The organism is Bradyrhizobium sp. ORS 375, assembly GCF_000239775.1.
GTDB lineage: Bacteria > Pseudomonadota > Alphaproteobacteria > Rhizobiales > Xanthobacteraceae > Bradyrhizobium.
Genome location: NZ_CAFI01000321.1, coordinates 1 through 12,093 on the forward strand (window position 1 = coordinate 1; position 12,093 = coordinate 12,093).

9 protein-coding genes are annotated in these 12,093 nt (G+C 64.4%); 4 read left to right on the forward strand and 5 right to left on the reverse strand.

Annotated features, from left to right (window positions below):
- The 3 genes from opgC to BRAO375_RS23325 all read right to left on the reverse strand — a co-directional run.
- Nucleotides 1–1,035 (reverse strand): OpgC domain-containing protein (gene opgC, locus BRAO375_RS23315; RefSeq protein ID WP_083842519.1); only part of this gene is annotated, 1,035 nt, incomplete at its 3' end.
- Nucleotides 1,036–1,069: 34 nt separating this feature from the next.
- On the reverse strand, nt 1,070–2,308 hold the full coding sequence (locus tag BRAO375_RS23320) for an acyltransferase family protein (protein ID WP_175345351.1): 1,239 nt from the start codon (nt 2,306–2,308) through the stop codon (nt 1,070–1,072).
- A gap of 113 nt (nt 2,309–2,421) precedes the next feature.
- A complete protein-coding gene (locus BRAO375_RS23325; RefSeq protein WP_009029914.1) occupies nt 2,422–3,627 on the reverse strand; it encodes a WecB/TagA/CpsF family glycosyltransferase in 1,206 nt (401 codons plus the stop codon).
- Nucleotides 3,628–3,913: 286 nt separating this feature from the next.
- Here BRAO375_RS23325 and BRAO375_RS23330 point away from each other — a divergent pair, with 286 nt between their 5' ends.
- Nucleotides 3,914–5,302 carry an O-antigen ligase family protein gene (locus BRAO375_RS23330; protein WP_009029915.1) on the forward strand — a complete coding sequence of 463 codons (1,389 nt, stop codon included), beginning with the start codon at nt 3,914–3,916 and terminating at the stop codon, nt 5,300–5,302.
- Nucleotides 5,303–5,334: 32 nt separating this feature from the next.
- Here BRAO375_RS23330 and BRAO375_RS23335 read toward each other — a convergent pair whose 3' ends face one another.
- The gene (locus BRAO375_RS23335) at nt 5,335–7,194 is read right to left on the reverse strand and encodes a pectate lyase family protein (RefSeq protein WP_244423250.1); all 1,860 of its coding nucleotides are present in this window, start codon (nt 7,192–7,194) and stop codon (nt 5,335–5,337) included.
- A 288-nt stretch (nt 7,195–7,482) separates the two neighbouring features.
- Between BRAO375_RS23335 and BRAO375_RS23340 the strand changes: the two genes are divergently transcribed.
- The 3 genes from BRAO375_RS23340 (at nt 7,483) to BRAO375_RS37600 (ending at nt 10,027) form a co-directional block, all read left to right on the forward strand.
- Nucleotides 7,483–8,433: a glycosyltransferase family 2 protein gene (locus BRAO375_RS23340; RefSeq protein WP_009029917.1), complete on the forward strand. Its 951-nt coding sequence runs from the start codon at nt 7,483–7,485 to the stop codon at nt 8,431–8,433.
- 78 nt (nt 8,434–8,511) lie between these two features.
- Nucleotides 8,512–9,774, forward strand: coding sequence for an acyltransferase family protein (locus BRAO375_RS23345; protein ID WP_009029918.1), 1,263 nt, complete (start codon nt 8,512–8,514; stop codon nt 9,772–9,774).
- Between the two features lie 85 nt (nt 9,775–9,859).
- Nucleotides 9,860–10,027 (forward strand): hypothetical protein, encoded by a 168-nt coding sequence (locus tag BRAO375_RS37600; RefSeq protein WP_244423251.1) that lies wholly within the window; start codon nt 9,860–9,862, stop codon nt 10,025–10,027.
- A gap of 111 nt (nt 10,028–10,138) precedes the next feature.
- Here BRAO375_RS37600 and asnB read toward each other — a convergent pair whose 3' ends face one another.
- Nucleotides 10,139–12,079 carry an asparagine synthase (glutamine-hydrolyzing) gene (gene asnB, locus BRAO375_RS23350; protein WP_009029919.1) on the reverse strand — a complete coding sequence of 647 codons (1,941 nt, stop codon included), beginning with the start codon at nt 12,077–12,079 and terminating at the stop codon, nt 10,139–10,141.
- Nucleotides 12,080–12,093: the final 14 nt, after the last annotated feature.

Here is a 12,093-nt window from a genome sequence, read left to right on the forward strand (position 1 = left end):
CAGCGGCAGGGGGTGCTGCCAGTGCTGCCGGTAGAGCCACAGCACCACGGTGACCAGGATGACGTCGAACAGGCCCATGATGGTCTGGCCAAGCACCTGGGGATGGATGCCGCCGATCACCAGCGCCAGCTTCACCGACTGGCGCACCACCTCCGAGCCGAGGAACGCAACCAGGGAGTTCTGGCCGACATTGAGGACGAGCGCGACGACGGGCGATTGCTTTGTGCGGGCGAACAAGGCCCACAGCAGCGCCAGCAGCAGCGGCAATGTCCAGAGCAGGTTGATCAGTTTGTCGAACCGGTACGGATATTTATCTCCATTGCTCGGAAATCCCAGCCAAGCATCGAGCACCAGCCCGGACGCGAAGATCGCGACCATGGCCGCGTAGAGCGGGCGCCCGATCAGGCGGCCGCGACGGTGGAGGTCTCCAAGCCAGGTGCCGAGCATCAGGAAGAGCTGCGCCTGCAGCGAGAACAACAGCAGGACGCCAGCCGGGCTCTCGATCCCCGCCCGCCCGTCATTGTCGTACCAGGTGCAGACCCCGAAGATCGCAGCCGACACCGCCAGCACAAATCCCCTGTTGCGCTTGAACAGCGGCAGGATCAGCGGCAGCAGCAGGAACATCAAGCCGTAGAATTTGAGGATGGTGATGCTGGTGGGCTCGGACTGGAATGTAAGCACGTCGACGATCGCCTGCCCGACTGGCTCGCGCTTCTTGCCCAGGACGGCCATGCCGATCGCCACCGGCACCGAGATGACGAAATACGCAGCGAGGACCTTCAGGCCACGAACGACGAGTTCGCCATAGTGGTCCTTGTGCAAATACACGTAGCCGACCATGAAGCCGGAAATCACGACGAACAGCTCGGCGAACGGATTGAACTTGGCGAACAGGTCGACGGAATCGGGAAACACGTTCGCCGTGTGGTGATAGAACACGAACAGCATCGAGCAACTTCGATAAAAGTCGATCAGGACTTCGCGCCGTGTCCAGCCTGCCACGCCCGACGCCGCATCCACCGATCTGCGCGGCATGCTCCCGATCAAAGGCAACGCCTTCAGAAGGCGGTCAGGCGCGCGCATCCGGACACCTCGTCGCAGCAAAATGGGCATCCCTAACCGGCGGAGCGATCTCTTCGCCGGTTCCGCCGAACCGGCTCTTCAGACGCAGAATCCGCTTCTCGAGCAACTCGTAGCTCAAGACGGCGACTGCCACCGAGGCCAGCGTTCCGAGCGCCGCCTGCAAAGCGACGGCGAGCCCGTGGGAGCCAACCCATGCGGCCAGCTCCAGCTCAGTTCGATTGCTGGCGAAATAGTACGAGAAGAAATGATGATAGACATACAAGCCATAGCTGTAGGTGCCCAAAAACACCATGCCGCGGCTGCGGAAGAAGCGCGAAAGAGCGGAGGCCTCCGGCGCGACGAGGATCCAGACCAACAGACAGGCGAGCATGATCTGGAACAAGGCCGCCCGGATCGCCCCCATGATTTCCAGCCCCTCTCGCGACACGAGCCCGGTCCAGACGAACGTCATCACGACCAGCGCGCCGGACACGCCGGCGACTCTGGGAAGAGCGCCCACCAGCCGCTCGAACCCGCCAGGTTGCCGCGCGATCAAGGCGACGGCGGCACCGAGCGCCAGACCGTCGAGCTTGAACGGCGTGAGCACGATGGTCGTCCACCAGTTCAGCCCGATCATCAATCCGATGATGCGCGCCAGCATGGCGCCGAAAGAGATCGCCAGGCTGAGCAGGATGAGCGCCCTTGCCCGGCCGGCCAGCAAGAGCACCGCGCACGGCCAGAACAGATAGAAATGTTCCTCGACAGACAGCGACCAGAAATGGTTGAGGTACGAGAACGACCACTCATCGTGTCCGGCGAGATAGGCGTTCACGGCATAGAGCCAGGCCCAGCCTTGCCGCTCCACCAGCGAGTTCAACGTCGGCCCCTGGAGATACGGGATCTGAGGCGCGACAAAGAAGACGAGCAGGAGCACGCCGTAGTAGAGCGGGAAGATCCGCAAGGCCCGCCGGACATAGAAGTCGCGCAGACAATGCGGCTTCTCGCGAGCGTCGTACAGCAGCCCGGTGATCAGGAAGCCCGACAGCACGAAGAAGAGGTCCACTCCGATCACGCCTTGCTTGGCGACGGCAAGGATCGTGCGCTCGACCGGATTGGTCGTCAGCATCGATCCCACGAAGTGGAAGACCAGGACCATCATGACAGCCAGTCCGCGCACGCCGTCGAGCACCGGCAGATGTCCGCGGAGCGCGGGCGGCAAGCCTGCAGCCGCGGGGGAGGCGTCCACAGCCGCCGTTCTCGATGGGCTGATCGACATGTCCATGCTGAACAGGACTCTTCAGCCCGCCGGGCCCTGGACGGCCCGGGCAGGATGCTGCCGTTGGCGACCGAGCCCGACCGTCATTGCAGGTCCAGGCCGCCGAAGCGGAAGATCCTGGCCAGTTGCGGCGAGACGCCGACGAAGGTCGCGCTGCAGCCCTGGCTCTCGAGCTGCTTTCGCAGCATCAGCAGCAATCCGAGAAAGCGCGCATCGATGGCGCAGACGTTGGAAAAATCCAGTCGCACGCGCTTGCGGACCGCCACCGCCGATCGGAACACCGGGATGGCCCGATCCACGTGTCGCGCATCGGCGGGTCCGGAGAGGCTGAGCGTCACCTCCCGCGAACCGTAGTCCTGCGTGATGGTGAGAGCCTCTCCCCGCTCGTGCGTGCGCCGCATCCACCACGTCGAGGCCACGAACGGAAGCACGCGGGTGAACAGCAGCCGCAGGATGGCCGCACCGTCGTTCCAATAGCGCCGCCAGAGGTAAGGCTCCTCCTTGATCCGCCAAAGCCACTCCAGACCCAATCTGCGCATGAAGACGGGCGCCCGTCTGACCGTACCGGCCTGGAAGTTGAGCGCAGCGCCCAGATGCGCGCGAACCGGGATTTCGAGCCGCTGATGATTGCGTTGGAGCCAGGATTGCCCCTTCTGACTGCTCAAGGATGCGACCAGGAAATCCGCACCGCTGGCATTGATCTCCTCAATGATATGATCACCGCTCATCTCCTCGGCCGAGCAGTAGCCGGGGTTCGACCAGCCAACGCAGCGAAGTCCCGCGGACTGGCTGTTCAGCGTGCGCGCAGCGCGCTCGGCGGCGCCTTCCGGACCTCCGAACAGAAACAGCTTGAGCGAGGTCGCCGGACCGGCATCCGACTTGAGCGCGTCGAAGATGTCGGCTCCGGCGGTCCTTGTCCTGATCGGGATGCCGATCAGCCGGGCGATCCACACCACCGGCATGCCATCGACGGTGCAGAGGTCGCTCAGGATCAGCGAGTCCCTGAAGCTCCGGTTGGACTGGCTGGTGACCAGGAAGTTGAGATTGGGCGTCGAGATGAGCAACCGCGTTCTTTGTCGGGCGGCATCGCGGATGCGGCGCAGCACCCCGCGCATTCCGATGGCGTCGATCGGTATGCCAAGGACGCAATAGACGTCGCGGGACAGATCGTCGGCGATCGGAGGATCGGGCATCAGCGCGTCGATCTCGGGCCGTTCGCGGCCCGTCCCCGAGCGGCCTACCCGATAATAGGAGGTCCCGGCCTCCTGCAGCCCCTGCGTGGTCAACATCGACTGCCTCCCGCGGCTTCGCGCCGCCGCTGCCGCCGCGCGTGGCCGGCGGCTCCCCTCCCGCCCGGAGGCGGACGATGAGAATTGAAGTATTTAATTTCAAATTATCTGATTTATTTAATGTGGTTTAATTGTGGGCGCAACCTTCGTTTCTGGCGAACTTGAAGCAATTCATCGGGGAATATCAGGATGCCATTTGATTTAATTGCAGTCCGAGGGCATTATTGAAATGACGGCGACCGGCCGGCTCGCACCCTTTTCGTCGTGACAATCGGACAGAGCGCAAATGCCCAGACCCTCAACGACGCACCTATCGGCCGGGCCGCGCATTACCGCATCGACCTTCGACATCTGCGCGCTGATCCCGATTGCAGCTTTTGCCTATTCGTCGCTGATCCAGCCGCTGATCTATTTCGGCTTTCCCCCCTCACCCGGGCTTCAAGGCTTGCTGGAGAGCCGCGTCGAGAACCGCATCTTCTGGCCGGCTCTGGCAGCGATTGCCCTTATCGCGGCGGCCCAGCGCCTCGCGCGCGGTGGCCGTCTATCCTTGCCGCCGAACATCATCAGTCTCTGTGCCTATTTCGGCTTTGCGGGCGCCAGCGTCGCATGGGCGCTCAAGCCCGAATTCGCCTTCGTCCGCTTCGTCCAGGAGGCGATGGTTCTGACCGCGATCGTGCTGCCCGCTCTGTTGTCAAGCCCGGCGGCAGACATGATGCGCGGCATGTTCGCCTGCTTCGCAGCCGGCGTGATCCTCAATGTGCTGTTGATTCCCGGCGGCTATGCGAGCTACGCGCAATACGGCGCGCAGCTGGTCGATATCGGCTACCAGGGATATTTCTCGGGAAAGAATCTGCTCGGTGAATTCGCGGCCACCGGATTTCTGCTGGCGCTTCACGAATTGCGCTATGCCGGCCACCGCCGCGTGCTGGGGCTCGTCGTTGCCATCGGCGCAGTCACCTTGATCTTCATCTCGAGCTCCAAGACTGCGCTTGGGCTTGCCCTTCTCGCGCCTGCCCTCGCCCTTCTGGTCCTGCTCCTCGCCCGAAGCTTTCGGCTCTCGCCGGTTCTGATCCTCGCAGCGATCGTCCTGGGCTACATCGTGCTGAGCGAGCTCGCGGGCTTCAGCACCAATCGCATCGCCTATCTGCTGACGGGAGACTCCAGCTTCACGGGTCGGACCACCATATGGGCGTTCTCCAAATCAGAGATCGCCCAGCGGCCGCTGCTCGGCTGGGGCTATCAGAGCTTCTGGCTGGTCGGAGCGGACGCCCCGAGCGTGACCGAGGCCCCCGGTTGGGTGAAGGCGATGCCGAACTCCCACAACGGCTTTTATGACACAATGCTGGAGCTGGGCTATGTCGGCCTCACCCTGCTCCTCGTCTTTCTCGCGACCACCGTCCACGTCATCGGCCGTGTGCTGAACTACGACTTCAAGCGAGCCTGGGTCCTTCTCTCGATCGCCTTGTTCGTCATGATCTATAATTTCCTCGAGACCCTCTGGTTGCGCGCGTTTGACGTCTCATGGGTCGTCTTCGTGCTCGTGACGGTCGAGGCTGCGCGGCATTGGCGTCGGCCACAATTGGCCATGCCCATCCACCAACCGGCGCCGAAGCCATCGGCTCGGTTGATCCGCACGCGACCGATGTGGCGTCCCCGGCTCGGCATTCGCTTCTGACGGACACGCGACACAGTCACGACGTCAACCGTCTATTGTGCGGCTCCCGGGGCCGTTGCGAACGGGGTTCCCGCATCGAACCTCTCCTTGGCCGGCAAGACGTGGAGCTTGGTGTCAGCCGTGGGATCGACCCAGGGCCACGGATGAGTGCCGAAGAAGCCGGGCTTGGTGCGCAGGTAGAGTGACGCTGGCAACAGCTGTGCCGGCAGGTCGTCGGTCCAGACCACTTGATGGGTGAGATAGTCGAAATTGCCGCTGCGGATCACCGTCGCCAGCGTCTTGGGATCCGGCGCCATCGTCCATCGCTCCGGGTCGTAGCCGAGCATCCAGATGTTGCCGATACCGCCCTGCCTCCAGCGTGCGGCGTTGGCGCGCATCGAGGGATCATCGTAGGCCCAGCCGTTCATGCCTCCCGGACGCCCCAGCACGTTGCCGACAAACGAGTCCCACCACGAGCCGTAGGCGAGACCAACCGTACGAACGCCAGAACGGTCGACGAAGCGCTGGCGCTGTCCCGTCAGGTGGTTGCGAAAGAAGGTGAGGTAGATGGCGTTTCCATGCGTGTAGTCGCTGTCGGCATTGTGCGACAGGTTGCCCTCGAACAGGACATGGTGCGGTCCGGCCATGTGTGAGGCGTTGATGCCGACCTCGACCCAGCCGGGATTGTCGAAATCGAACGAGTCGTCGGCATAATTATAGCCGACGACCGTGCCGGCGCCGGCCGAGCGGAACACCATGTTCTTGCAGACGTCGACGAGGATGTTGTTCTCGATCAGGACCTCGGAGGAGCCCCAGGCCAGACTGAGCGCGTAGCCGGCACCGCCGGGCTCGGGCCACGCGCCGGCGTGAATGAAGGAATCGCGGAGCTCGACCCGGAACGAATTGTTGATCGCGACGCCCTCGCCGAGCCATTGCGTCACCTCGATGGACTTGGCCCATGAATAGGCCGCGGTCTCGAACCGCAACGCACCGTCAGCGCCACCCACGATGCTCAGATCTTCAATGCCGATCCTGGCGACATGGATGTCGCGATTGTTCGCGGCGTGACCGCCGCTGTTCGGATCAGTGCTGTAAGGCGTGAGCTGGGCCTGATGGCTGGTGCGATAGCTGATCATCAACGGTGAGGTGAACGTGACCGCGCCTGGCGAGACGGCCGCGATTTCCTTGATCTCGGCTATGGCGCGGTCGGTTCGCGCGAACCACGACATCGACCTCGGCAACGCGCCTGGTGACTGGTCATAGGGACCGGCAGCATTTGCGTTTGCATTGTCGTCGCCCGGCTGCACCGGAAGGTGCATGTTCCAGGCAACGCGATCGCCCTGCCAGACCTTCGCCGCTGCTGGAAAGCCTGCTGGCGTCCCCTGCCATGATGCGCCGGATGCCTCGTCGATCAGGACGACGTCGCCGACCTTCAAGTTGGCCGTAGAGGCCAGCGTGACGGTCGTCGCTCCCCGCGCGCCGTCGGCCAGCAGGGATTGGGAGGCGGCGCTGTCGGGGCCGTTGTTCCAGCGTGACGGTCCGACGATGACCACCGGCTTGGCATCATAGCTGTACGACGCGGGGTCGACCGGCGTCAGGATGCCGCTCGTGCCGGGAATGACCGCAGACGTTCTGGCGCGGGCGCCGTTCGGCTTGACGAGCCTGGTAACCCCCGCTCCCGAGCCGCGCAGTGTCACCGGCCGATTGATCAGCAGCGGCTCGCTGACGGTGAAGGTGCCGGGCCCGAGCAGGACCACCTGCCCGGCTGGCGCAGCAAGGAGCGCCGCCTGAATCGCGCTGCTGTCATCTCTGCCGCTGGGAGACAGCGTCCGATAGATCGCCGTGCGGTTCGGAATGCCGCCGGCGGACATCAGGCCGGGCGTCCAGGCGACCATGCGATCGGCCGGAAGCAAGGTGGGAGCATCCGCGTCGGCAGCCGTGACACGTGCGCCAAGGCCATCCGCGATCAGTATCAGGAGCGGGAGAGCAAAGATCCATCCAACTCGCTTGGCGGTGCGAGCCGATCGGAGCGGGCGGCGCGGGAGGACACCGCGCGCCGCCAAATTAAAAAACATCATGATTTTGACACGTGTCATGTCATAATATTAAATCACGATTTAATTTATTGAAAGCCGCCGGTGCCGCCGCTTCGTCCGAAGCATCACGACCGGCTTGCAGCCTTCCGTAAAGGGATTTGAGACGTGGCCCCATCACGCCGCTACCTGCTGATCTCGCCATGCCGGGACGAGGCACAATATCTCCGCCGGACCTTGGACAGCGTGGCAGCCCAATCGGTCCCGCCGGCGCTCTGGATCGTGGTGGACGACGGCTCGACCGACGAGACCCCCGGCATTCTCGACGACTACGCAAAGCGCCTGCCCTATCTGCGCGTCCTGCGCCGCGCCGACCGTGGCGGGCGCAAGGTGGGTCCCGGCGTCATCGAGGCCTTCTATGCCGGGCTCGAGACCATCAGGCTCGAGGACTTCGATTATGTCTGCAAGCTCGACATGGATCTCGACCTGCCGGCGCGGTATTTCGAGCTGCTGATGGAGCGTATGGAGGCCGACCCGCGGGTCGGGACCACCTCGGGCAAGCCATGGTTCGTGCATCCGCAGACCGGCGCGCTGGAGCCCGAGGTGTGTGGCGACGAGATGTCGGTCGGCATGACCAAATTCTATCGTGTGGCCTGCTTCCAGGAAATCGGCGGCTTCGTCCGCGAGGTGATGTGGGACGGCATCGATTGCCACCGCTGCCGGATGCTCGGCTGGATCGCCGAGAGCATCGATACCGAGGCGCTGCGCTTCATTCATCTGCGGCCACAAGGCGCGAGCCACAAGGGCATCTGGACGGGACGCCTGCGCAAGGGCTTTGGCCAGTATTTCATGGGCACGTCGCCGCTCTATCACCTGGCGGTCGCGGTCTATCACCTGCCGGCCTATCCGGCGCTGATCGGCAGCGCAGCGATGCTGTGGGGCTACTTCCGCAGCTGGCTGAAGGGATTGCCGCGCTACGACGATCTCGAGTTCCGGCGCTTCCTCCGCGCCTATCAACGCGCCTGCCTGCGCCTCGGCAAGCGCGCGGCCACGGCGCGGATCAATGCCGAGCGGGCTCAGCTCTGGCAGGCGAGCCATCCGCTGGCCGACACCAGGTAGTCATCAGACGACAGATTTCGGCATTCCTGCAGCGATCTTTGCAAAGCAAGTCCTTCTCACACCTTTTCGGTTGAATCCATGGCCAAGATTCTCGCGTTCAGCCGTTTGCGCAGCCCTCCATCCTCCGCCACGTCAGGTCATCCCAGCACCGTACCCGCCGTAGCTTCGGTCGCGCCGCAGACCAGCCTGCCTTCGGTCATTCCGTCATTGGATGGCATCCGCGCGCTGTCCGTGCTGATCGTCGTCCTCGGCCATTCCGGGCTGCAGACGCTGATTCCCGGCGGCTTCGGCGTCACGATCTTCTTCTTCCTGAGCGGCTATCTGATCACGACCCTGATGTTGTCGGAGCACGAGCGCACCGGCACGGTCAACGTCACGAGCTTCTACGCACGGCGCGTGTTCCGGCTGATGCCGCCGCTGCTGCTGACTTTGACAATTGCGTATGGGCTTACTTTTGCCGGACTGCTGGACGGCGGGATCACGGCAAAGGGCCTCGCGGCGCAGCTGTTGTACTTCGCCAACTACTACGGCTTGTTCTTCGATCCCGGCAACACCGTTCCGGACGGCACCGGCATCCTCTGGTCGCTGGCAGTCGAAGAGCATTTCTATATCGTCTATCCGCTCGTGATGACCCTGCTGCTCGGCGCAGCGCTTCGGCCCCGCAGCATCGGCGTTCTGCTCGGGCTCGTCTGCCTCGGCGTTCTCGCCTGGCGCATCCACCTGGTGCATGCCCCCGGCTTCTTTTCCGATCGGACCTATTACGCGTCGGATACGCGCATCGACTCCATTGCCTATGGCTGCATCCTGGCGCTGGTGATGAACCCGGCGCGGCAGCGATCACCGTCCGGCACGCTCTCATGGGCGCATGGCGCGCTCATGCTTGCTGCCGCAGCCACGCTGCTGCTGTCCCTGCTCTATCGCGATCCGACCTTTCGCGAGACGGTGCGCTATAGCATCCAGGGTCTTGCCCTGATGCCGCTGTTCTACCTCGCCATCCGCTTCGCCGACGCCGCCTTGTTCAGGCCTTTGAACCGGCCCTGGATCAGGGCGCTCGGGAGCTATTCCTACGCGATCTACCTGATCCATTATGTGGTCATCAGGGCGATCGACAAGAACTATCCCGCGATCGCCGCCAAGCCCTACCTGCTGTTTCCATCGGCCCTGCTGGTCTCGATCTTATACGCGGCAGCGATCGAGCGCTTCGTCGAGCCGTATTTCAGGAACCTCAGACACCAGTTCAGGCCGGGCTCGGCTGGCCAAGGCGCTGCGCACACCGGCGAGGCGATCCAGAGCGACGCCCGGTCGAACGACGGTCGCGCCCAGCGCCTGGCTCACCCATGAATTCGATCTCGCAACATGTTGTAGCAAGCTGCGTAGCCCGAACAGTTCCCCGGCGCATAGCTCGTGCTGGCGCAAACCTTTCGCCATGCTCAACGCCATCCGGCTCAACGAAGGTGTCGCGATGACCAAGGGACCATCCGTCATTTTGGCGACGGCGTCCGTCGGCGGCATGATCGCGGCCGTACGCAGTCTCGGCGCAAACGGCTTCGACGCCGATGTCGTCTCGAGCGACCGCCTGGCGCGGCTTCTGTGAGATCCCCGGACAGCATCACACGCTGTTCGCCCCGAAAAGCGTCGGCGCTCTGCACCAGACCTTCCTGAGCGCTACGCCCGATTGGCGCTGAGCACGACGGCAGAGCGCCAATCAACGGAAGACGCGGTGGCGATGGCACCACCGCACGAACACGTAGATCGACCAGACGCGCGACCAATATAGTCCGGGCGCGCCGTCGAGAAACGCGCGCCAGAGCCGCTCCACCGCGGCGGGGTCGAGACCGACGGACCCAGTCGCCTGCGGGTCGCGCAAGGTCTGGTCCATCGCATCCTGCAGGCCGCGCCGGATCCAGCGGTCCATCGGCAGCACGAAGCCGCTCTTCCGCCGGTCGAACAGCGACAGATCCAGGCCGCGCAGCCCGATGCGCCTCAGCATCGCCTTGCTGCGTAGCGGCTCGTAGCGCGACTGATCGGGCAGCCGGTCGACCGCTTCGAGCAGCACCTGATCGACCAGCGGCACACGCTGCTCCAGCGAGGCCGCCATGCTCGCCACGTCATTGTCGCGCAGCAGCCGCTCGCCCAGGAACAGGCGCTGCTCCATGACGCTGATCGCCGACAGCGGCGTGCGGGCGCGGGTCTCGGCCGTGATCTTCGCCTTCATCGCCGCCGGCAGGCCATCGCTCACCGTCGCGGCGACGTCGGGCGCCAGCAGCTCACGCTGGAAGCCGGGAAGGAACAGCGCATAGGCCATCTGATAGAGCGCCAGGAGATCATCGCCACGCCGGATCATGTCCGGCAGCTTGGCCCAGCGCGTCTGCGCGGCCACGGCACCGCCGGACGGCGACAGCATCCGGGAGGCCAGCGTGGCAGCCGCGACCTTCAGTCCGCCCGGCATCCAGGCGGTGCGCTGCGACCATTGCTGCAGCACCGGCAGATCGCGAAACGACGTGTAGCCACCGAACAGTTCGTCGCCACCCGTTCCCGACAGCGCCACCGTGAAGCCGGCGCCGCGGATCGCATGCGACATGTAGTAGGCGTTCAAGCCGTCGAAGGTCGGCTGGTCCAGGCTGTCGAGCGCGGCGTCAAGATTGTCGACGAAGTGCTGCTCGGTCAGCACCACCTCGTGATGCTCGGTGCCGAGCGCGGTGGCGATGCGCCGCGCGATCGGCCCCTCGTTCAGCTCCTGTTCCTCGAAGGCGAGCGTGAAGGTGTGGATCGGACTCGTCGCCGCGCGCTGCGCCAGATTGGCCATGACGGAGGAATCGATGCCGCCCGACAGGAAGACGGCCAGCGGCACATCGCTGGCGAGATGCAGCCGCAGCGTCTCCTCCAGCACCTCGGTGAGCTGCTCCTCATCCATCCCCTGCTCCGGCGCGAGCGGAGGGATGGTCCAGAAGTCCTCGTCACGAATGGTATTGCCGACGCCATCGAAGGCCGTCAGATGGCCTGGCGGCAGCAGCTCGACGCCCTTCACTGTCGTGCCGGGGCCAATGACGAAACCGTTCCACACCGCGCTGGCGACGGCTTGTGGATCGAGTCTCGGCGTGCCGAGCAGACCTGACGCCAGCAGCGCGCGCAGCTCCGAGGCGAAAGCCAGCGACCAGCCTGCGTCGCGGTTCGCCGCGCGGGCCACATAGAGCGGCTTGATGCCGAGCGGATCGCGCGCCAGCAGCAGCTGGCGCTGGCCCGGATCCCAGCAGGCAAAGGCGAACATCCCGCGCAGCCAGGTCACGGCCTCCGGCCCATGCAGGCCCAGCGCGCGCAGCATTACCGCGGTATCCCCGGTCGACGTGAAGCGTTGGCCCCCGGCGATGAGGCGCTGCCTCAGATCGGCGAAATTGTAGATCTCGCCGTTAAAGACGATGACATGCCCGGTCACCGGATCGGTCATCGGCTGCACGCCGGCCGGCGACAGATCGAGGATCGCGAGACGGCGATGCGCTAGCAGCGCGCCCCAGCCGCCCTCGTCGGGCTCGGAAACCCAGGTGCCGCCGGCATCCGGACCGCGATGAAGCATGGCGTCGTTCATCCGCTGCAGCGCTGCGCGGTTGTCGTCGTCGACGCGACCGATGATCCCAGCAATCCCGCACATCAAGATAATCCGTT

Bases quoted from the DNA above. Each gene is read 5' to 3' on its own strand.
- BRAO375_RS23325 (WP_009029914.1), bottom strand. From the start codon at position 3,627: ATGTTGACCACGCAGGGGCTGCAGGAGGCCGGGACCTCCTATTATCGG.
- BRAO375_RS23330 (WP_009029915.1), top strand. From the start codon at position 3,914: ATGCCCAGACCCTCAACGACGCACCTATCGGCCGGGCCGCGCATTACC.
- BRAO375_RS23345 (WP_009029918.1), top strand. From the start codon at position 8,512: ATGGCCAAGATTCTCGCGTTCAGCCGTTTGCGCAGCCCTCCATCCTCC.
- BRAO375_RS37600 (WP_244423251.1), top strand. From the start codon at position 9,860: ATGCTCAACGCCATCCGGCTCAACGAAGGTGTCGCGATGACCAAGGGA.
- asnB (WP_009029919.1), bottom strand. From the start codon at position 12,079: ATGTGCGGGATTGCTGGGATCATCGGTCGCGTCGACGACGACAACCGC.